Source organism: Paracoccus haeundaensis, from assembly GCF_006239215.1.
GTDB classification, from domain to species: domain Bacteria; phylum Pseudomonadota; class Alphaproteobacteria; order Rhodobacterales; family Rhodobacteraceae; genus Paracoccus; species Paracoccus marcusii.
On record NZ_VDDC01000047.1, the window covers coordinates 1 to 19,797 of the forward strand.

Consider the following 19,797-nt stretch of genomic DNA (forward strand, 5'->3'; position numbering starts at 1 on the left):
ATCTATGCCTTCTGGCGCCAGTTCGGGAACCTGGCCGGCGTGATGGAGAACGTCCACGCCGTCTCGACCGAGGGCGACGTCACCCGCTGGACCCTGCGCGGCCCGGGCAGCGACATCACCCTGCGCACCCGCATCACAGAGGATCGCCCCGGCGACGTCATCGCATGGGCCTCGATCGACGGCTCGGACATCGAGACCACCGGCCGGGTGCTGTTTTGCGATGCGCCGGGCAATCGCGGCACCGAGGTCACCGCGCTGATCGCCTATGTGCCGCCGATGGGCGCGCTTGGCCGCGTCGTGGCCAAACTGTTCCAGGCGGACCCCGCGATCCAGGGGCGCCGCGACCTGAAGCGCCTGAAGATGTTCCTTGAGACCGGCGAGATCGCCACCCCCCTCAACCGCAGACAGGAGGCCTGATCCATGCGCGCACTGACATGGCACGGCAAGCACGACGTCCGCGTCGAGACGATGCCCGACCCCCAGATCGTCAACCCCCGCGACGCGATCATCCAAGTCACCTCGACCGCGATCTGCGGGTCCGACCTGCACCTGTTCGACGGGGTGATCCCCGGCATGCAGGCGGGCGACATCCTGGGCCACGAATTCATGGGCCGGGTCGTCGATGTCGGCCCCGGCAGCACGCTGAAGGTCGGCCAGCGGGTCGTGGTGCCCTTCACCATCTCCTGCGGGTCGTGCTTCTTCTGCCAGCGGGCGCAGTTCTCGGCCTGCGACAACTCGAACCCCGCCGACAAGCAGGACCTGACCGAAACCATGTTCGGCCATGCGGCGGCGGGCCTGTTCGGCTACAGCCACCTGACCGGCGGCTATCCTGGCGGACAGGCGGAATATGTCCGCGTGCCGTTTTCCGACGTGGGCCCGATCGTCATTCCCGAAGGCATGGACGATGACGACGTCCTGTTTTTGTCCGACATCCTGCCCACCGGCTGGATGGCCGCGGACAATGCCGACATCGAAGCCGACGACACCGTCGTGGTCTGGGGTTGCGGCCCGGTCGGGCTGTTCGCGATCCAGGCCGCCCGGCTGATGGGTGCGGCCCGCGTCATCGCCATCGACCACTATCCCAACCGCCTGGCTCTGGCCCGCCGGATGGGGGCCGAGGTGATCGACTTCAAGCAGACTTCGGTGCTGGAGGCGGTCATGGAGATGACCGGCGGCATTGGTGCCGACGCGGTCATCGACGCGGTCGGGATGGAAGCGCACGGCTTCGCCCTGGATACGGTGATGGACAACCTCAAGCAGGCCGTGGGCGTCGGTGCGGACAGCGGTCACGCCCTGCGCGAGGCGCTGATGGCGGTGCGCAAGGGCGGCCGCGTGTCGGTCCCCGGCGTCTATGGCGGCTTCATGGACAAGTTCCCGCTTGGCGCGCTGATGCAAAAGGGGCTGCAGCTGCGCACCGGACAGACCCATGTGCAGGCCTATACCCACGACCTCCTGCGCCGCATCCAGGAGGGAGAGCTGGACACGACCTTCATGATCTCTCACCGCCTGCCGCTGGAGGAGGCCGCCAAGGGCTATGAGGGGTTCCGCTGGAACCAGAACGACTGGACCAAGGTCGTCCTCAAGACCTGACGCCTGTTGCGGCCGCCGGCAGGGGTTGCCGGACCGGAACCGCGTCCCCGGATCGTCGTGCCCCTTGCCCGGGCGCCCCGATCCGGGGACAGTCGTTTCCCGAAGGCCCTGTCCGATGCCACCCCTGCCCCGGCATTCGGGGTCACCTGTTCCACGGAATGGACGATGCCCATGCTTCCGCTTCTGCGATCCCTTGCGCTGGTGTTTCTGGCCGCGATGTCCCTTGGTCCCGCGACCGCGCAGGACGCGACGTTCGAGACGTCCGTCCTGAACCCCGGCCTTGGCACGCCGCCGGACCGGATCAACCGCGAGACGCCCCGCGCCACCATGGCCAGTTTCCTGCGCGCGGCCGAGGACGAGGACTGGGAGGCGGCGGCGCATCTGCTGGATCTGGGCGAACTGCCGGTCGATCGGCAGGCCGAGCTTGGGCCGCGCCTGGCCCATCAGCTGTACGACGTGATCGACCGTAAGGTCGTCCTGGACTGGTCGACCCTGCTAGACCGCCCCGACGCCTTGCAAAGCCAAGGCGGCGACACCGAGGCGATGGCCGGATCACCGCGTCGGTCGCTGCTGCTGCGCGACCTGCCCATGGACCCCGTCCCGGCCGAGATCCGCCTCAACCGCGTCCAGCCTGCCGGCGCCGACCAGCCCCTGTGGGTCTTTCCCGCCGAAACCGTCCGCGACGTCCCTGCCCTGCATGCCGATTACGGCCCGTCGCGGTTCGAACTGTCCCTGCCCCCAAGCATGCGGGAAAAGACGTTTGGCGGCCTGATGCGATGGGAATGGATCGGCCTGCCCATCCTGATCGCGGCCGCGGTGCTGCTCAGCTGGATCGTGCACCGCACGCTCAAGGTGTTGCGCCATCACGCCCGCGGGCAGATCGCCACCGGGATCCTGGCGGCATCGTCCAAGCCGCTGATCATCGCCAGCGTCACCGCGCTGGTCTGGTGGGTCACGGGCAACATCTTCGTCTTTTCGGGCCGCATCGACGTCTTCGTCACGCTGGCCATCGCGACGGGCGTGGTCACGGCGCTGCTGCTGTTCATCGTCGGCAGCGTCGAGGCCCTGCTGAACGGCCTGGTCGCCCCCGGAGAGGACGTGGACCTGACCGCCGCCGAACAGGCCGAGGCCCGCATCCTTGCGACCCGCCTGAACGCCGCGCGCCGGGTGCTGGTGGTGGTGGTGTTCCTGATCGGGGCCGGCGTCGTCCTCTCCTCGGCCGACCTGGCGGCCAATCTGGGGCTGTCGCTGCTGACATCTGCGGGGGCGTTGACCATCGTGCTGGGCTTTGCCGCGCGCAACGTGCTGGGCAACATCATGGCCTCGCTGCAGATCGCGTTGAACCAGTCCGCGCGCGTGGGCGACCGGGTCGTCTACAAGGGAGAGCTGTGCCATGTCGAACGCATCAACATGACCTTCGTCCAGCTGCGCAACTGGGACAGCACCCGCCTGATCGTCCCGGTCGAGGAATTTGCGTCCGAAACGTTTTCGAACTGGACCCTGCAGGACCCGGCGATGCTGCGCGTGCTCAAGCTGAAGCTGGACCCGCGGGCGGATATCGACATGCTGCGCCGGACATTCAAAGAGGTTCTGAACCACGTCGCCACGCTGGAGATCGGCCAGAACCTGGGCGATCTGGACGATTCCAGCGTCAGCGTCGCCGATCAGGACATCTTCGGGATCCTGGTCTGGTTCAGCATCCCGTGCCGCGACCCGAACACCTCGTGGGAGGTCGCCTGCGCGGTCCGCGAACGCCTGCTGGCCGAAGCCGCGCGGATCGAGCGCGAGACCGGCAACCCGGTCTTCCCCTCCCCCGTCGCCGCCGGGGCCGCCTGACCTCATGCGCTACAGCGTCCGTTGACGTTGCGCTGAACGGGCGCCGCTTTCGGCAAGGCGATGCCGCCCGCGGGAAAGGCCAGTGTTTTGTCGCGGGCAATGCGCATTCGACTGTTCGCATGCTTGGACTGGATGCTGGAAACTGCCTGCGATGCTGTCGTTCCAGCTCGCCATCATATCGGTGCTTTGCGCGATCGTGCCGTCCAAGCTGCCAGTCGATACGGCCTTCATCGAACAGGCTTGCATCGTCGGGACAGCGACCCGCGTCGAATTCGACGAATGACGCGCGCGGCCAGCCACGTTGCCGCAATACGTGACGGGAGGCAACAGAACCCGGGTACGGATCAGGCTCGTGACGGAGCTTCCTCTTATCAAAGTTGCTTCGCAACGGTTTGACCGACTGTATCCATGCTCACCGACCGCGAGGCTACTGGACGCAAAGCATTTGATGAACGGTTGGACTTGGACGCACAATCGTATGCACCAACAGACGCTTATGACAACAACCTCGGCCTTCTCGACCCGCCAAATCCGCCACATTCCGACGCAAGCCAGTACCATTGACGCTTCTGGACGCCCCGACTGCGGCGTCCAGACGTGTCAGGTCAATCAGTTGGACGATGCCGACAGGCCTGCGGGCGCATCGTTGCCCGTCACGCCCTCGATCTTGTCATGGGTGGAGGGCACGCCCGCCTTCTCGCGGCGCGTGTCGTTGTAGATCGCCTTGAGCAGGGCGACCGCCATCAGCGCCATGACGACCGAAAACGGCAGCGCACCGATCACCATCGCCGTCTGGATCGCGGTCGTCCCCCCGGAGATCAGCAGCCCGGCCACGACCATCGCCAGCGCCACGCCCCAGAACAGGACATGCGGCCGGGATTTCGGCCCCTCGTCGCCTGCGGCGTTGATGGTGTTCACGATCAGCACGGCCGAATCCGCAGAGGTGACCAGAAAGGTCAGCAGCAGCACGACGATCAGCGCGGCCATGCCCCAGGCCAGCCAGTCCCCGATCGGGGCCAGCATGAACTCGGTCATCGCAAAGATCTTGTCGCCGTTCGCAGCATCGAAGATCACGCCGTTGGCGCTGCCGTTCATCTCCAGGTCGATGGCCGTGCCGCCCGCCCAGGAGAACCAGACGAAGCACATCAGCGCCGGGACGATCAGCGCGCCCAGCACGAATTCCCGCACCGTCCGCCCGCGCGAGATCCGCGCCAAGAACAGCCCCACGAACGGCGCGAAGGCGATCCACCACGCCCAGTAGAACACCGGCCACCAGCCCTGCCACTGGGCCAGCAGGAACGCCTCGGACCCCTCGACGCCGTCGGATCGGAAGACGTTCACGCTCATCTGCGGCAGGGCGACGACATAGTGCCACAGCCCCGTGAACATCGCGTTGAAGCCGAACCAGGTCGCCCCGAAGATGATCAGGAAGCCCAGCAGGATGATGGACAGAACCATGTTGATGTTGGACAGCCACTTGATGCCCTTGCCCACGCCCGACAGCGCCGACAGCGTCGACAGCCCCATGATGACCAGCAGCGCGACGACGATGCCGGTGGTGGTCGCGGCCCCGTCCGCATCGGCCAGCCCGCCGATGCCGATCCGGCCCAGCCCCGCGACCAGCTGATCGACGCCGAAGCCAAGCGTCTGCGCGACGCCCAGGATGGTCGCAACCACGGCCACGATGTCGATGACATGGCCAAGCGGCCCCGACAGGCGCTGACCGAACAGCGGCGTCAGCCCCGACCGGATGGTCAGCGGCAGGCCGCGGCGATAGCTGAAATAGGCCAGCGACAGGCCGCACACCGCATAGCATGCCCACGCGCTGAACCCCCAGTGCAGGAACGACCACTTGAACGCCATCGCGACGTTGTCGGCGCCGCCGGGGGTGGTCAGGCCCATGATCGATTCCGGGGTCGTGCCCAGATGCGTGACCGGTTCGGCCACGGCCCAGGTCAGCATGCCCACGCCGATCCCCGCCCCGAACATCATCGAGAACCACGAGAACCGGGTGAATTCTGGCTGGTCGTCGTCCAGCCCCAGGTTCAGCCGCCCGGCTGCAGGCCATGCCGCCAGCGCCAGGCAGACGACGATGAAGAACGCCACGACCCAGGTGTACCAGGCCGCAAAGTTCTGCAGGATGAAACCGTTCAGCCCGGTCAGGATCGCGCCCGACTGGATCGGCCAGAAGATGGCCCAGACCACGATGACCGAGATGATGATCTTGGCCGGCACCGTCACGGCGATCGAGAATCCGTTGTAGAACCCCCCGGTGGTGGTGTTGATGTTCAGCTCTGTCAGAGGGGGGCTGATCTTTTCGTCATTCGACACCGCATGTTCCTTTGTCGTTTCCAGGCCTTCGTTCCGATCGGTCCCTGTCGGCCCCGCCATCGTCCGTCGGACAACCGCCTGATCCGCCAAAATCCTCAGCGTCGTGCCAGCACGTCGCGCATCGCGGCGACCAGCGGGGCCGCGATGCCGCCCGTCTCCCATGCGTAAAGCGATGCGACCATCGCAGGTTCCGCCCCAAAGAGCATGCTGCGCCGCAGATCGCGCCCGACCGCCGCCCGCACCGGCAGCAGAGAGATGCCCAGACCGGCCTCGACCGCGGTCACGACGTTCGACAGGCTGCTGCCCGAAAAGGCCACGTACCAGCGCCGTCCAAGGTCCTCGGCCCGGCGGAACATCTGGTCGCGATAGAGGCCCCCCGGCGGGAAGGTCACGAAGGGCAGCGGATCGGGGGCGTCGGGGGCGCCCGGTCCCTGGAACCAGCCGATGGGTTCGGGGACGCTGGCGCGGCAGTCGGGTTCGGGCGCGGTCTCCTTGACCACGATGATGTCGAAATCGCCGTCGCGATAGCCGCGCGTCAGGGCAAGGCTGAGGCCCGCGGTCACGTCCAGCCGCACCCGGCGGTGCGTTGCGGAGAAATCGGCGAACAGCCGGGCCATGTCGGGGGTCATGATGTCCTCGGCCAGCCCGATGCGCAGCGACACGCTGCCCGACGGATCGCCAAGCGCCAGCGTCGCCTCATCCTGCAGCGCCAGGATGCGGCGCGCGTACCCGGTCAGCCGCTCTCCGGCCGCGGTCATGCGAACGGGGCGGGCGTCGCGGTCCAGCAGCGGCTGGCCCAGCTGATCCTCCAGCCGCGATATCTGCTGGCTGATGGTCGATTGCGACATGTTCAGCTGTTCGGCGGCGCGGGTGAAGCTGCCATGGTCGATCACCCCCACAAGGGCACGCAGCAGGCGGGGATCGATCATCCGATTCATGCATGAATCCTATTCGAACATTTAATTTCTTGATACGCCTGTGCCGGTCTAGGTTTTCCCGAACCGCCAGCAAAGGGGAAAGACGATGACGAACCGCAGACAATTCCTGTGCCGCACCGGCGGCATCATGACGGCGGGCGCCACGCTTGGGCTTGCTCCCGTCCATGCCGCCGCACCGGACCAGACCGGCGTGTCGGACATCCCGCATGATCACTACCTGCTGACCGACGTGCTGCTGGAGACGGGCGTTGAGCGCGACGGCGACACGGTGGTCGGAACCCGGACCCAGACCCATACGCTGGAGATCAGGGGCGGCCGCATCGCCGCGATCCATGACGCGCCGACCGGCACCCTGCCCCGCTACAGCGCCCAGGGCATGCTGGCGCTGCCACCCATGCGCGACATGCACATCCACCTGGACAAGACCTTCTATGGCGGCCCCTGGCAGGCCCCGCTGCCGCGCAAGGGCAAGACCATCATGGACATGATCGCGCGCGAGGAGGTGCTGCTGCCCCAGCTGCTGCCGACCTCGCAGGAGCGCGCCGACCAGCTGATCCAGCTGCTGTTGTCGCACGGCACGACGACGGCGCGCAGCCATTGCAACATCGACCCGGTCAGCGGCCTGAAAAGCCTGGAGCACCTGAACCTGGCCCTTGCCGCGCGCAGGGACGATTTCGACTGCGACATCGTCGCCTTTCCCCAGCACGGCCTGCTGAATTCGGATGTCGACGGGCTGATGCGGGACTCGATGGACCTGGGCGTGACGCATGTCGGGGGGCTTGACCCGACCAATGTCGACGGCGCGATGGAGGCATCGCTGGACGCGATGTTCCAGATCGCGCTGGACCACGACAAGGGCGTGGACATCCACATCCATGAATCGACCCCGGCCGGCATCGCCGCGCTGCATTACATGGTCGACACGGTCGAAGCGAATGCCGCGCTGCGCGACCGGGTGACCTTCAGCCACGCCTTTGCGTTGGCCAAAATGGACGAAGGCGCGCTGGACGAACTGGCGGGCCGCATGGCCGCGCAGGGGATCAGCGTCGCCACCAGCGTGCCGATCGGAAAATCGGTGATGCCGCTGCAGGTCCTGCGCGACAAGGGGGTGGCGATCATGGCGGGCACCGACAGCGTCATCGACCACTGGTCGCCCTTCGGCACCGGGGACATGATCGACAAGGCCAACCTCTATGCCCAGCTTTACGCGGGCAGCGACGAGGAAAGCCTGTCGCGGTCCCTGTGGATCGCCACGGGCGACGTCCTGCCGCTGGACGCGCAGGGCGAACGGGTCTGGCCCGCCGTCGGCGACGCCGCAGGGTTCGTTCTGACCGAGGCCAGCTGTTCGGCCGAGACGGTGGCCCGATGCTCGGCCCGCCACGCGACGTTCCACAAGGGGCGGCTGGTGTCCGGGCGGGTCCGCACCGCCTGAGGCGCGCGTCCCTGGCCGCCGCTTAGGCCAGATCGGCGGCCAGGGCCCGGATCACCGCCAGGACCCGGTCCAGCCGGGCGCTTGGCGGATGGCCGCGGGGGATGATCGTCCACAATTCGTGGTGGCGGCGTTGCGGCAGGGCCGCGATGCGTAGGCGGTCCGCCTGAGAAAAGGCCGCAAGCCCGCTGCGCGGCAGCAGCGTATAGCCGACGCCCTGCGCCACCGGCGCCGGGATCTGGCCGATCTGGTTCACGCGGCTGCGCACGCGCAGCCTGTCGGCGCCGTCGAATTCGTCGGAAAAGTTCAGCGCGAACAGATCGTCGGCATAACGGTGGCAATCCGGGTGATCGATCAGCCCAAGCGCCTGCAGGTCGGCCAGGCCCGACGGCACCGCATGTCCCGCGGGCAGCACCAGGCACAGCTCCTCCTGCCCGATGCGATCGGCTGCGATGCGGGGATGGCGCGGGTCGCGGTCGGTCACCCCCAGATCGAACCGCCCGTCCAGCACCCCCTCCAGGACGCGTGCCTGCGGCGCGGCCTCGACATGGATGGACAGGCGCGGGGCGGATTGCATCAGCGCTATGGCATGCGGATAGAACAGCATCGCAAAGCTGCCCGAACAGGCGACGCGCACCAGCCCGGCATCCGGCCGGTCCGGGGCGATCGCCTCGCGCAAGGCGCGTTCCTGGGCCCGGCGCGCCAGCCCCAGATCGCGCAGGCCAGCCCCGGCGGCGGTCAGCGTGAACCCCTTGCCCGCCTGCACGATCAGCGGCTGGCCCAGCTGCTGTTCCAGCTTTCGCAGATGCTGGGACACGCCCGGCTGCGTCATGTTCAACCGCTGCGCCGCACGGGTGAAATGCCCCTCCTCGGCCAGGACGGTGAAGGTCTCGATCCAAGTGGCGTTCAGCATCGTCGATAACAGTTCGTATGGATCATCATGCGGAATGATAATTTCACATGCGGGCATCGCCTGTCTAGATCGGATGGACCAGACACAGGAGACTGCCATGACCCCCACCCCCCGCACCTTTTCCCATATCGGCCTGTCCGTCCCCGACCTGGACGCGGCTGTTGCGTTCTATTCCGGCGTCCTTGGATTCTATGTGCTGATGCAGCCCAGCACCGTGACCGAGGATGACAGCGCCATCGGCGTGATGTGCACCGACGTCTTCGGCCCCGGTTGGGACCGTCTGCGCATCGCGCATCTGTCCACCGGCGACGGGATCGGGATCGAGCTGTTCGAGTTCGCGGGCAACCACGCCGCCGCCGACAATTTCGACTTTCGCCGCCACGGCACGTTCCATTTCGCGATCCAGGACCCGGACCTGGAAGGGCTTCTGGCCCGCATCGTCGCCGCGGGCGGCAGGCAGCGGATGCCGGTGCGCGAATATTTCCCCGGCGAAAAACCCTATCGGATGGTCTATGTCGAGGACCCGTTCGGCAACGTGTTCGAACTCTACAGCCACAGCTATGAGCTGACCTATTCGGCAGGCGCCTATTCCTGATCGGGCCGGGCGGGCGCGTCCTGACGCGGCTGGCAGAAGGCGGCATAGAGGGCCTGCATCAACACGTCCAGGTCGGGGTCGCTGATGCGGTAGTGGATGGTCTGCCCCTCGCGGCGGGTGGCGACCATCCCGGCCTCGCGCAGGCGGGCCAGATGCTGGCTCAGCGCGGACTGGCCCAGGCCCACCGCCGCCTGCAGCGCGCCGACCGGGCGTTCGCCCTTGGCCAGTTCGCACAGGATCAGCAGGCGTTTCGCATTGGCGACCAGCGCCAGCCGCGCCGCGACGTGGTCAGCCATGTCCTGCAGCGACACGACGGAGGGATCTGGGAGGTCGTCCAATATATTAGCTTTGACTTATTTAGAGGAATCGAATATACAGCTTAGCAGACGCGCCAATCGGCGCAATCCCCGCTGACAGGACAGGCCGACATGCTGACCGAAACGACCTTCACCCCCTGGGCCTCGCTTGGCGGCGGCATCCTGATCGGGATCAGCGCCGTGATGGTGATGGGCCTGTTCGGAAAGATTGCCGGCATCGCGGGCATCACCCAGGGCGCGCTGGCCCTGCCCGGCGCCGCGCGCGACCGCGACTGGCGGATCGCCTTCGTGCTGGGGCTGATGGCCGCGCCGCTGGCGATCCTGGCCCTGGGCGGGACGGTCGTGCAGACGGTGCCCACGAACCTGGGGCTGATGACCGCCGCGGGGCTGCTGGTCGGGACGGGGACCGCGCTTGGGTCGGGCTGCACCTCGGGGCACGGGGTCTGCGGGCTGGCGCGGCTGTCGGGACGCTCTCTGGCGGCGGTCGCGACCTTCATGGCGGCGGGGTTCGTCACCGTGTTCGTGCTGCGCCATGTGATCGGGGGGCTGTGATGCGCGCCTTGTGGGGATTTCTGGCCGGGCTGGTCTTTGGCCTGGGGCTGATCGTGTCGGGCATGGCCGATCCGGCCAAGGTGCAGAACTTTCTGGACCTGGCCGGGGCGTGGGACCCCAGCCTGGCGTTCGTGATGGGCGGCGCGACCGTGACCGCCTTCATCGGTTATCGGCTGGTCTGGCGGCGCGAGGCGCCAGTTCTGAACCCGACCTTCGACGTGCCGACCAACCGCCGGATCGACCGCCCGCTGCTGACCGGCGCGGCGCTGTTCGGCGCGGGCTGGGGGATCGGCGGGTTCTGCCCCGGCCCCGCCCTGACCGCCCTGCCGCTGCTGGCGCCGGGCACCCTGGCCTTCGTTCCGGCGATGATCCTGGGGCTCTGGATCGGCGCCCGCCTGAAATCCACACCCGTCCTGAGGGCACCCGCATGAGCCTGCTGAAAGACCGCGTCGTCCGCCATTCCCCGTCCACCGGCGCGAACAGCCCGGATGTCTGGGGCATCTACGAACCCGATACCGGGTCGATCCAGTATGTCTGCGCCGACCCGGCCACGAAACAGGCCGCGCTGATCGACGTGGTCTGGAACCTGGATCCCAAGCATTACCGCTTTTCGACCGGCAGCATGGACCAGGTGCTGGCGCTGGTGGGCGAACGGGGGCTGACGGTGGCCTGGGTGCTGGACACCCATCCGCATGCCGACCACGTCATGGCCTCGGCGCAGCTGGGGCGGCGGACGGGGGCGCCCACCGCCATCGGCGACCGGGTCGGCGACATCGCCCGCATCTGGGCGGAGCTGTACAACCTGCCCCAGGCCTTTGATCCGGCCCGCGACTTCGACCGCCTGCTGGCACCCGGAGAGACGATCCCCCTGGGCGATCTGTCCATCCGGGTGATGCTGTCGCCGGGGCACACGCTCGGCTCGGTCACCTATGTCTGCGGCGATGCGGCCTTTACCCATGACACGCTGATGCAGCCCGATGCCGGCACCTCGCGCGCGGATTTCCCGGGTGGCGACAGCGGTCAGCTGTGGGCGTCGATCCAGGAGATCCTGTCCCTGCCGGGCGACACGCGCCTGTTCGTGGGCCACGACTATGGCACCAAGGACCGCGACGCGCCGCAATGGGAGGCGACCGTGGCCCGCCACCGGGCCGAGAATCGCCATGTCCGCGACGGCACCCGGCGCGAGGACTGGATCGCCCTGCGCGACGCCCGCGACGCGACGCTGCCCCTGCCCGACCGGATCATGGCGGCGCTGCAGATCAACCTGCGCGGCGGCCGCCTGCCCCCGGCAGAGGATGACGGCCACCATTACCTCAAGGTTCCGGTCAACCGGTTCTGATCACCCGGCGGGCCGGTTCGGCCCCTGTGTGCAGTGCGGTCCAGGCGTCGTATTGCGATAGGAAGACCCGACCCGTCAGCTGCTGCAGGAAATCGCAGGTCTTCAGGCGGTCCATGACCGGGCCCTTGACCTCGGACAGGTGCAGCGTGACGCCCATCGTCGCCAGGCGGTGGGCGATGGCCTCCAGGCTTTCCAGCGCGCTCAGGTCGATGTCGCTGATGGCCGAACACATCAGCACCACGTGCTTGACCTCGCAATCGGGGGTCACGCGGTCGGCGACGTAATCCTCCAGAAAGCGGGCATTGGCGAAATACAGGCTTTCGTCGATGCGCAGGGTGACCAGGGCCGGATCGGTCAGCACGTCGTGGCGCAGGATGTTGCGGAAATGCTGGGTGCCGGGGACCAGCCCGACCTCGGCCACATGCGGGCGCGAGGATTTGTACAGGTGCAGCACGATGGACAGGATGACGCCCGCAGACACGCCTGCCTCGACCCCCACGCCAAGCGTCACCACGATCGTCGCCGCCACCGCGATGAAGTCGGCGCGGGAATAGGCCCAGGCCCGGCGCAGGATCGCAAGATCGACCAGCGACAGCACCGCCACGATGATCGTCGCAGCCAGCGTCGCGATGGGCAGGTGATAGATCAGCGGCGTCAGCGCGACGGCGGCGACCGCCAGGCCCACCGCGGTGAAGGCCCCCGCCGCCGCGGTCGCCGCGCCCGCGTCGAAGTTCACGACGGACCGCGCGAACCCGCCCGTGACCGGCATGCCGCCCGTGAAGGCCGCGCCCAGGTTCGCCGCCCCCAGGCCGATCAGCTCCTGGTCGGGGTCGATGCGCTGGCGTCGTTTGGCGGCCAGGGTCTGCGCGACCGACACCGATTCCACGAACCCGATGACCGAGATCAGCACCGCCGGAACCAGCAGCATGCCGATCAGATCGGCCGACGGCGGCGGCAGCGTCAGGGGCGGCAGGCCCTGCGGCACCGTGCCCACGATGCGCACGCCCATCTGGTCCAGGCCCAGCCACCGGACGGCCAGCGTGCTGACCACCACGGCCAGCACCGGCCCGGCCTTGGTCGCGATGTCGGCGGCGCGCGCGCCCAGGCCCATGCGGCGCAGCAGCGGCCGCAGCCCGCGGCGGACCCAGAACAGGAACGCCGTCGCCGCCACGCCGATGCAGGCGGTGACCGGGTTGACCTGGGGCAGGCCCCGGACCAGCGACGCGATCATCTGCGGCAGGGTGTGGCCACCCGCGCCGATGCCCAGGACGTGGCCCAGCTGGCTGGTGGCGATCAGGATGCCCGACGCGGTGATGAAGCCCGCGATCACCGGATGCGACAGGAAGTTCGCCAGAAAGCCCAGCTTCAGCACGCCCATCACCACCAGGATCGCGCCCGACAGTCCGGCCAGCGTCAGCGCCGCCGCCGCATAGCCCATCGAGCCCTGCTCCGCGACGGTGCCGATCGCCGCCGCCGTCATCAGCGACACCACCGCCACCGGCCCCACCGCCAGCGCCCGGCTGGTTCCGAACACCGCATAGAGGATGATCGGCGCGATCGAGGCATAGAGCCCCGCCTCGGGCGGCAGTCCCGCCAGCAGCGCATAGGCCAGCGATTGCGGGATCAGCATGATCGTCACGATCACGGCGGCCAGCAGGTCGTCCGACAGGGTCCGCCGGTCATAGCTGCGGGCCCAGGACAGGATCGGGAAATAGGCGCGGAAGGGCTTCACCGGCAAGGGTCCGTTCTTAGGGGGCGGAGGTGTTGTTGGGTTTGGCCATCCATTCATGGCCGCGCAGCATGCCGCGCCAGTAGACCGGCGGAAGGATGCGTTCCTTGAGCAGCCATGCAGCGCGGCTTGGGCGCGTGCCGTCGATCAGGGCCTTGGGAAAGCTTGGCAGCAGCTTGCCGCCATAGCCGAACTCGGCCAACACGATCTTGCCGCGCTCGACCGTCAGCGGGCAGGAGCCGTAGCCGTTGTATTGCGCGCAGGCCGGACGGCCGTCGATATCGGCCGCGATGTTTTCCGCCACCACCGGTGCCTGGATCCGCGCCGCGGCCGCCGTCTTGGCGTTCGGCGCATTCATCACGTCGCCAAGCGACCAGATGTTGTCATGCGTTTTGTGACGCAGCGTGGCCTGGTCGACGTCCACCCACCCCGCCGCATCCGCCAGCGGCGACACGCGAATGAAATCCGGCGCGGTCTGAGGGGGCGTGACATGGATCATGTCGAATGCGACCTCGACCCGGCGGACAGGCGTGTCGGGTGCCGCGACGTCGAACCACGCGGTGCGCGCCGGGCCGTCGATCCGGACCAGGTTATGAAAGAAGTTCAGCGTCGCGTCGTATTTTCGCACATAGTTCATCAGCGCGGGGACATAGTCCTTGACCCCGAACAGCACGCCCCCCGCATTCATGAACTGGATGTCGATATCCTTGAGCACCCCGGCCCGATGCCAGGCGTCGCCTGACAGGTACATCGCCTTCTGCGGCGCGCCGGCGCATTTGATCGGCATCGGCGGCTGCGTGAAGATCGCGCGGCCCCGCCTCATCGCCTGGACCAGTTTCCACGTATAGGGCGCCAGATCATAGCGGTAGTTGGACGTGACCCCGTTCTGGCCAAGCGTCTCGACCAGACCGGGGATGCGCGCCCAGTCCAGCTTCAGCCCCGGACAGACGACCAGCCTTTCATAGCCCACGACCCGGCACCCTTCCAGGATCACGGCGTTCGAGGCGGGCTCGAACGCGGCGACCGCGCCCTTGATCAGCGTGACGCCGGACGGGATCAGCGAGGCCAGATCCTTCGCCGTCTGGTCGGCCGTGAACACACCCGCGCCCACCAGGGTCCAGCCGGGCTGATAGTAATGCACGTCGGCCGGGTCGATGATGGCGATGTCCAACCCCGGCTTTCGGGACAGCAGGCTGGCCGCGACCGAAATCCCTGCCGCCCCCGCCCCCACGATCACCACGTCATGGGTCGCATCGGGCCGGGCCACGGGTGTGCGTCCGCCGTTGGCGATGCGTCGGACCACGCCGGACAGGTCGTATCCGGCGGTGCTGGTGGCCGCCAGGATCTGCGGCAGCGGCATGTCGTCGGCCTGCGCCAGCGACCACAGCGTGGCCGACCGCGTCCCCGACCGGCAATAGGCCAGCACCGGCCCCGGCACGGCGCGCAGGGCGGATCGAAAGGCCTCGACGTCGTCGTCGCCGACCATGCCCCCGCTGATCGGAATGTAGCGTGCCTGCATTCCGGCAGCATGGGCCGCGGCCTCGATCTCGGCAAAGGTCGGCTGATCGGCGCCTTCGCCGTCCGGACGGTTGGCGATGATCGCGCGATAGCCCTGGGCCTTCAGCGCAGGAATGTCCTGCGGGGTGATCTGGGGCGACACCGCGAATTGCGGCGAAAGGGTCCTGGGGTCCATCTGTTCCTCCCTGAACGTCTGGAGATGGCGGGGTCAGAGGCCGTTGACCGGCACCTTGAGCATGGGACGCCCATCCTTGTCGGTGGGCATGACGCCTGCGCGCATGTTGACCTGCAGCGAGGGAATGATCAGCTGCGGCACCGCCAGCGTGGCGTCGCGTGCGGTGCGAAAGGCCACGAATTCCGCGCGCGTCTTGCCGCCGCCGACATGGATGTTGTGGGCGCGTTCCTCGGCCACGGTGGTCTCCCACCGGATCTCGCGGCCGTTGGGACCGTAATCGTGGCACATGAACAGCCGGGTCGCGTCGGGCAGCGACAGCACCTTCTGGATGCTGTCATAAAGGACGCCCGCATCGCCGCCCGGAAAATCGGCCCGCGCGGATCCGCCATCGGGCATGAACAGCGTGTCGCCCACGAATGCCGCATCGCCCATCACATGCGTCATGCAGGCCGGCGTGTGGCCGGGCGTATGCAGTGCCACGACCGGCATCGTGCCCACATGATAGACGTCGCCATCCTTGAACAGCGCGTCGAACTGGCTGCCGTCGCGCTGGAATTCCGTACCCTCGTTGAAGATCTTGCCGAAGGTGTCCTGCACGACCATGATCCCGTCGCCGATCCCGATCCGGCCGCCCAGGGCCGCCTGGATATAGGGCGCGGCGGAAAGGTGGTCGGCATGGACATGGGTTTCGATGATCCACTCCAGGGTCAGGCCATGCTCGCGGATATGCGCGATGATCGCATCGGCATGATCATAGGTGATCCGCCCCGCGGCATAGTCGATGTCCATCACCGAATCGACCACCGCACAGGCGGTGGAGCCCGGATCGCGCACGACATAGCTGATGGTATGGGTGGCCGGATCAAAGAACGGGGTCACGATGGGCGCGACGGACATGTCGATCGGATAGTCGGTCATGATGGTCCTCAAGTCGGAAACGGGCGGAATCAGCGGCGGCAGGTCCGCATCCCCAGCAGCGCGTAAAGCGGGCAGACCCTGACAGCGGCGGTGATCATCAGCACGACGCCCGCGATGACCGCCATGGCGCGCGGAAGACCGCCTTGAAAGGCGGGCCAACCGCTGGCCAGGGCCACAAGGATCAGGGCCGCCCCCACCACCAGGCGAAGGGTTCGGTCGGCGGGTCCGATGTTGCGTGTCATGGCGGGATCCCCTTGCTGGCTTTCGACCGTGATACAGGATTTCGCCACGCCGGTCGGTGACAAGATCACCAAGTCCCCATCAGGGGCGCGACCCACCGCCGTCCTGCGCCGCCAGCCGTCCGATCGCGGCCGCGTCCAGCAGGTCGACCACCCCTCGCGCCTGCCCGATCCAGCCGCGCCGCTGAAACTCGCCCAGTTGCCGAGAGATCACCTCGCGCGCGGTGCCCAGTTCCGCCGCCAGCTGTTGATGGGTGGCCCTGATCTGCCCCGTGTCGCGGGCCAGTTCGATCAGCTTCTGCGCCAGCCGGATATCCAGCCGTTGAAAGGCGATCTCCTCGATCACCATGAACAGGTCGGACATGCGCCGCGCATAAGCGGTGAAGATGAAGGTCCGGAATTCGACCGACCGCGACGCCAGATCGTCGAACAGAGCCCGCGGGATCGCCGCCGCGCGGACGTCGGTCTCTGCGATCCCCTCGGCAGAGTAGTCCTCGTGCGCCAGCAGGCAGGCCGTGGTCATCACGCAGCTTTCCCCGGCCGCCACGCGATAGAGGACGATCTCGCGGCCCTCTTCCGACGTCTGCTGGACCCTGACGCGGCCGTCCAGCAGCAGCAACAGATGCTCGGGCGGCTTTCCGGGGCCAAAGACGACGGTGCCGGCCGGAACCGTCAGGATCAGGCTCTGCGTCAACAGCGTCGCCCGCAGGTCCGGTCCCAATCTGGCCAGTCCGGGAAACTGCGAAATCCAGTCTTGTGCCATGGTGCCCCCCTTCGCATTCCCCGACCATAGGTCGGACGGCGCGGCGATGACAGGGTGGTCCTAACGGTGGCCGATCCAGCCACGATCATCGGTGAAGGCGCGTCCTGCCGCCAGCCGGACCGGACCGTATTCCGCCGGATAGGCGTCCACAGGGCCAAGCGGCGCGTCCGCTGCCGCCAGCATGATGTTGGCCAGCCCGCGGTCGCTGACCGGACCCTGGACTGCCTGGACGTGGGGATAAAGCTCGCTCAGGATCGCGTGGATGCCCCGCGCCAGCGGACCGTCGGGTGCGTCGATCAGGTTCACGTAGACCGGGCCGTCGACGATGTCGCGCAGGCGGGCATAGGTTTCCCGCGTGGCCAGATGCGCAGGCACCGACCCCGACGAGAACGCGTCCATCACCACAGCGTCGAACCGCTGTTCGGTCCGGTTCAGGAACACCCGGCCGTCCGCATGGACGATGCCAAGACGCGCGCCCTCCTCGCGGTCGATCATCGCGCCGGCCCAGGGCAGGCTGTCGCGGACCACGCGGGTGATCAGGGGATCGATCTCGACCGCGACGGCGCGGGCATCGGCGCGCGATTCCAGCAGCATCGCGGGCAGCGAATAGCCGCCCCCGCCGATGAACAGGACCGACGGCGCCGCGCTCAGGTCGCGGTCCATCCGCGACCAGATCCAGTCCGTATAGGCCAGCGTCAGGCGGTCGCCCCCATCGGCCGCAACGCGTTCGGCGGCCTGCTGGGTGCGGTCGGAATAAAGGCGCACCGCGCCGCCATGACGCTGCACGTCGATGCAGGACATCCCCGATTCGTAACGGCACAGCGGCCCGCTGGCGGTGATCGCCGCGACCGCCACCGCGCCTGCCGCGACCGCGATCACGGCATCGGGCCGCGACAGGCCGCCCGCGCCCCCCTTGCCGCCCGCCCGCACCAGCACGGCGCAGATCAGCGCCCCCGCGCCGCATCCGGCAAAGGTCGCCACCGATCCCACCAGCGGCAGCGTCACGAACCCCGCCAGCACCGCGCCCGCGATCGCCCCAAGCGATCCGGCCGCCAGGACCATGCCCAGGGACGACCCCTCGCGGCCGGGACGGGCGTCGACGGCCATCTTGGCCAGGAAGGGCGACGGAAAGCTGACCAGGACGGATGCGGGAAAGAAGGCCAGGATCACCGCCAAAAGCATCCCCCCGGTGTCGCGCGCACCCAGGGCATAGATCAGCCCCAGGACCGCGGGCGAGGCCGCCATCAGCGCCGCCGTCGCCACCAGCGCCAGCCTGACGCTGCGCACGGCCACCGCGGGGTCGCGTTCAGCCACCAGCCCGCCAAGCGCGCTGCCAAGCGAGAACCCGGTCAGGATCGTGGCGATCACCGACGTCCAGGTCACCAGCGACGTGCCGAAGAAGGGCGCCAGCACGCGGCCTGCGGCGATCTCGTATGTCAGGCCGATGGCCGACAGCACAAGGATCAGGGTGATCGTGGTCCAGAACCGCATCGGGGTCTCCTTCCGGGGGCATCGTGTCGGGTCGGGTTGCCCTGCCACGGAACGCGGCGCAAGGGAATGGGTGCCCCTGTCACGGCGCCGCCATGCGGCCGCGTTAGCTTGACCGGCGCCCGTGGCGCGGGCTAACCGCGCGGGACATGGCTTGCAGAGGACCCGTGATGCCCGACCGCGCCTATCCGACCCTGGCCCAGGCCGCGCGCATCTGGGCGCGGATCGGCCTGCTGAGCTTTGGCGGCCCCGCGGGCCAGATCGCCCTTATGCACCGCATCCTGGTCGAGGAGAACCGGTGGCTGGGTGAACGGCGGTTCCTGCACGCGCTGAACTACTGCATGCTGCTGCCCGGTCCCGAGGCGATGCAACTGGCCGTCTATATCGGCTGGCTGATGCACCGCACCCTGGGCGGGATCATCGCCGGGCTTCTGTTCGTGGTGCCGGGCATGGTGGCGATCATGGCCCTGTCCTGGATCTATGCGATCTGGGGCGATACCGGCGCGCTGGAGGGTCTGTTCTTCGGCCTCAAGGCCGCGGTGCTGGCCATCGTGGTCCAGGCGGTGATCCGCATCGGGTCGCGCGCGCTGAGAAACCGTGTGATGATCGGCATCGCGGCGGCGTCCTTCGTCGCGATCTTCGCCTTTGGCGTGCCGTTTCCGGTGATCGTCCTGGGTGCGGCCCTGGCCGGGTTCCTCGGCGCGCAAGCCGGGCTGACGGCGTTCCGGGGCGGCGGCGGGCACGGTGCCGCGGGCGGTGCGCCGGTCGCGGATGCCGACACGCTGCTGGGCGACGGCACGCCCGATCACACGCGGGTCAGCGCCGGGTGGGCCGCGCGCATATCGGCGGTGTTCCTGGGCCTGTGGCTGCTGCCGGTGGCCGCGCTGTTCCTGGCGCTTGGGCCGCAGGACGTCTTTGCACAGATCGCCGGATTCTTCAGCGTGATGGCGGTGGTGACCTTCGGCGGCGCCTATGCCGTCCTGGCCTATGTCGCCCAGCAGGCGGTCGAGACCTATGGCTGGCTGGCACCCGGAGAGATGCTGGACGGGCTGGGCATGGCAGAGACCACGCCGGGGCCGCTGATCATGGTGACCCAGTTCGTGGGCTTCATGGGCGCGCTGCGCGAG

The 19,797-nt window shown here is 68.0% G+C and carries 20 protein-coding genes; 10 read left to right on the top strand and 10 right to left on the bottom strand.

From position 1 onward, the window contains the following. The 4 genes from FHD67_RS18125 to FHD67_RS21100 form a co-directional block, all read left to right on the top strand. Positions 1–417 (top strand): SRPBCC family protein (locus FHD67_RS18125; RefSeq protein ID WP_139599561.1); only part of this gene is annotated, 417 nt, incomplete at its 5' end. 3 nt (positions 418–420) lie between these two features. Further along, positions 421–1,590 carry a zinc-dependent alcohol dehydrogenase gene (locus FHD67_RS18130; RefSeq protein WP_046001580.1) on the top strand — a complete coding sequence of 390 codons (1,170 nt, stop codon included), beginning with the start codon at positions 421–423 and terminating at the stop codon, positions 1,588–1,590. Between the two features lie 171 nt (positions 1,591–1,761). After that, positions 1,762–3,426, top strand: coding sequence for a mechanosensitive ion channel family protein (locus FHD67_RS18135; protein WP_176695190.1), 1,665 nt, complete (start codon positions 1,762–1,764; stop codon positions 3,424–3,426). A gap of 151 nt (positions 3,427–3,577) precedes the next feature. Beyond that, entirely contained in the window at positions 3,578–3,709 is a 132-nt protein-coding gene (locus FHD67_RS21100) for a hypothetical protein (RefSeq protein ID WP_255352895.1), read from the top strand. 326 nt (positions 3,710–4,035) lie between these two features. Here FHD67_RS21100 and FHD67_RS18140 read toward each other — a convergent pair whose 3' ends face one another. After that, positions 4,036–5,757: a BCCT family transporter gene (locus tag FHD67_RS18140; RefSeq protein ID WP_232303382.1), complete on the bottom strand. Its 1,722-nt coding sequence runs from the start codon at positions 5,755–5,757 to the stop codon at positions 4,036–4,038. A gap of 95 nt (positions 5,758–5,852) precedes the next feature. Continuing rightward, positions 5,853–6,695, bottom strand: a complete 843-nt coding sequence (locus FHD67_RS18145; protein ID WP_232303383.1) for a LysR family transcriptional regulator — start codon at positions 6,693–6,695, stop codon at positions 5,853–5,855. A gap of 85 nt (positions 6,696–6,780) precedes the next feature. Between FHD67_RS18145 and FHD67_RS18150 the strand changes: the two genes are divergently transcribed. Next, a complete protein-coding gene (locus FHD67_RS18150) occupies positions 6,781–8,127 on the top strand; it encodes an amidohydrolase (RefSeq protein ID WP_139599563.1) in 1,347 nt (448 codons plus the stop codon). A gap of 22 nt (positions 8,128–8,149) precedes the next feature. On the opposite strand, the gene FHD67_RS18155 is transcribed toward FHD67_RS18150, so the two are convergent. Then, entirely contained in the window at positions 8,150–9,037 is an 888-nt protein-coding gene (locus FHD67_RS18155) for a LysR family transcriptional regulator (RefSeq protein WP_046001583.1), read from the bottom strand. 97 nt (positions 9,038–9,134) lie between these two features. Here FHD67_RS18155 and FHD67_RS18160 point away from each other — a divergent pair, with 97 nt between their 5' ends. Then, complete coding sequence (locus tag FHD67_RS18160; protein ID WP_127899761.1) at positions 9,135–9,632, top strand: lactoylglutathione lyase family protein; 498 nt, start codon at positions 9,135–9,137, stop codon at positions 9,630–9,632. Here the strand turns inward: FHD67_RS18160 and FHD67_RS18165 are convergent. After that, on the bottom strand, positions 9,623–9,928 hold the full coding sequence (locus tag FHD67_RS18165; RefSeq protein ID WP_139599564.1) for an ArsR/SmtB family transcription factor: 306 nt from the start codon (positions 9,926–9,928) through the stop codon (positions 9,623–9,625). The genes FHD67_RS18160 and FHD67_RS18165 overlap by 10 nt on opposite strands. Before the next feature lie 132 nt (positions 9,929–10,060). On the opposite strand from FHD67_RS18165, the gene FHD67_RS18170 reads away from it, so the two are divergent. From FHD67_RS18170 to FHD67_RS18180, 3 genes are read left to right on the top strand one after another with little or no spacing between them, the layout of a single operon-like run. Next, complete coding sequence (locus tag FHD67_RS18170) at positions 10,061–10,501, top strand: YeeE/YedE family protein (protein WP_139599565.1); 441 nt, start codon at positions 10,061–10,063, stop codon at positions 10,499–10,501. After that, positions 10,501–10,932 carry a DUF6691 family protein gene (locus FHD67_RS18175; protein WP_139599566.1) on the top strand — a complete coding sequence of 144 codons (432 nt, stop codon included), beginning with the start codon at positions 10,501–10,503 and terminating at the stop codon, positions 10,930–10,932. Before FHD67_RS18170 ends, FHD67_RS18175 begins: the two co-directional genes overlap by 1 nt. Further along, complete coding sequence (locus tag FHD67_RS18180; protein WP_139599567.1) at positions 10,929–11,840, top strand: MBL fold metallo-hydrolase; 912 nt, start codon at positions 10,929–10,931, stop codon at positions 11,838–11,840. The genes FHD67_RS18175 and FHD67_RS18180 overlap by 4 nt, the downstream gene beginning before the upstream one ends. On the opposite strand, the gene FHD67_RS18185 is transcribed toward FHD67_RS18180, so the two are convergent. The 6 genes from FHD67_RS18185 to FHD67_RS18210 all read right to left on the bottom strand — a co-directional run bounded on the left by FHD67_RS18185 (position 11,827) and on the right by FHD67_RS18210 (position 18,673). After that, on the bottom strand, positions 11,827–13,572 hold the full coding sequence (locus tag FHD67_RS18185) for a SulP family inorganic anion transporter (RefSeq protein WP_246071342.1): 1,746 nt from the start codon (positions 13,570–13,572) through the stop codon (positions 11,827–11,829). The genes FHD67_RS18180 and FHD67_RS18185 overlap by 14 nt on opposite strands. A 16-nt stretch (positions 13,573–13,588) precedes the next feature. Then, the gene (locus tag FHD67_RS18190; RefSeq protein ID WP_139599569.1) at positions 13,589–15,262 is read right to left on the bottom strand and encodes a bifunctional protein tyrosine phosphatase family protein/NAD(P)/FAD-dependent oxidoreductase; all 1,674 of its coding nucleotides are present in this window, start codon (positions 15,260–15,262) and stop codon (positions 13,589–13,591) included. Between the two features lie 33 nt (positions 15,263–15,295). Continuing rightward, positions 15,296–16,180, bottom strand: a complete 885-nt coding sequence (locus FHD67_RS18195; RefSeq protein ID WP_139599570.1) for an MBL fold metallo-hydrolase — start codon at positions 16,178–16,180, stop codon at positions 15,296–15,298. A 29-nt stretch (positions 16,181–16,209) separates the two neighbouring features. Further along, a complete protein-coding gene (locus FHD67_RS18200; RefSeq protein ID WP_139599571.1) occupies positions 16,210–16,422 on the bottom strand; it encodes a YgaP family membrane protein in 213 nt (70 codons plus the stop codon). A gap of 79 nt (positions 16,423–16,501) precedes the next feature. Next, the gene (locus FHD67_RS18205) at positions 16,502–17,182 is read right to left on the bottom strand and encodes a Crp/Fnr family transcriptional regulator (protein ID WP_127899769.1); all 681 of its coding nucleotides are present in this window, start codon (positions 17,180–17,182) and stop codon (positions 16,502–16,504) included. Positions 17,183–17,242: 60 nt separating this feature from the next. Next, on the bottom strand, positions 17,243–18,673 hold the full coding sequence (locus tag FHD67_RS18210) for a fused MFS/spermidine synthase (protein ID WP_176695191.1): 1,431 nt from the start codon (positions 18,671–18,673) through the stop codon (positions 17,243–17,245). 167 nt (positions 18,674–18,840) lie between these two features. On the opposite strand from FHD67_RS18210, the gene chrA reads away from it, so the two are divergent. Then, a partial coding sequence (chrA, locus tag FHD67_RS18215) for a chromate transporter (protein WP_139599572.1) occupies positions 18,841–19,797 on the top strand: 957 nt, incomplete at its 3' end.

Bases quoted from the DNA above. Each gene is read 5' to 3' on its own strand.
- FHD67_RS18145 (WP_232303383.1), bottom strand. From the start codon at position 6,695: ATGAATCGGATGATCGATCCCCGCCTGCTGCGTGCCCTTGTGGGGGTG.
- FHD67_RS18165 (WP_139599564.1), bottom strand. From the start codon at position 9,928: ATGGCTGACCACGTCGCGGCGCGGCTGGCGCTGGTCGCCAATGCGAAA.
- FHD67_RS18160 (WP_127899761.1), top strand. From the start codon at position 9,135: ATGACCCCCACCCCCCGCACCTTTTCCCATATCGGCCTGTCCGTCCCC.
- FHD67_RS18205 (WP_127899769.1), bottom strand. From the start codon at position 17,182: ATGGCACAAGACTGGATTTCGCAGTTTCCCGGACTGGCCAGATTGGGA.
- FHD67_RS18130 (WP_046001580.1), top strand. From the start codon at position 421: ATGCGCGCACTGACATGGCACGGCAAGCACGACGTCCGCGTCGAGACG.
- FHD67_RS18175 (WP_139599566.1), top strand. From the start codon at position 10,501: ATGCGCGCCTTGTGGGGATTTCTGGCCGGGCTGGTCTTTGGCCTGGGG.
- FHD67_RS18195 (WP_139599570.1), bottom strand. From the start codon at position 16,180: ATGACCGACTATCCGATCGACATGTCCGTCGCGCCCATCGTGACCCCG.
- FHD67_RS18180 (WP_139599567.1), top strand. From the start codon at position 10,929: ATGAGCCTGCTGAAAGACCGCGTCGTCCGCCATTCCCCGTCCACCGGC.
- FHD67_RS18190 (WP_139599569.1), bottom strand. From the start codon at position 15,262: ATGGACCCCAGGACCCTTTCGCCGCAATTCGCGGTGTCGCCCCAGATC.
- FHD67_RS18200 (WP_139599571.1), bottom strand. From the start codon at position 16,422: ATGACACGCAACATCGGACCCGCCGACCGAACCCTTCGCCTGGTGGTG.
- FHD67_RS18155 (WP_046001583.1), bottom strand. From the start codon at position 9,037: ATGCTGAACGCCACTTGGATCGAGACCTTCACCGTCCTGGCCGAGGAG.
- FHD67_RS18170 (WP_139599565.1), top strand. From the start codon at position 10,061: ATGCTGACCGAAACGACCTTCACCCCCTGGGCCTCGCTTGGCGGCGGC.
- FHD67_RS18150 (WP_139599563.1), top strand. From the start codon at position 6,781: ATGACGAACCGCAGACAATTCCTGTGCCGCACCGGCGGCATCATGACG.
- FHD67_RS18210 (WP_176695191.1), bottom strand. From the start codon at position 18,673: ATGCGGTTCTGGACCACGATCACCCTGATCCTTGTGCTGTCGGCCATC.
- FHD67_RS18135 (WP_176695190.1), top strand. From the start codon at position 1,762: ATGCTTCCGCTTCTGCGATCCCTTGCGCTGGTGTTTCTGGCCGCGATG.
- FHD67_RS21100 (WP_255352895.1), top strand. From the start codon at position 3,578: ATGCTGTCGTTCCAGCTCGCCATCATATCGGTGCTTTGCGCGATCGTG.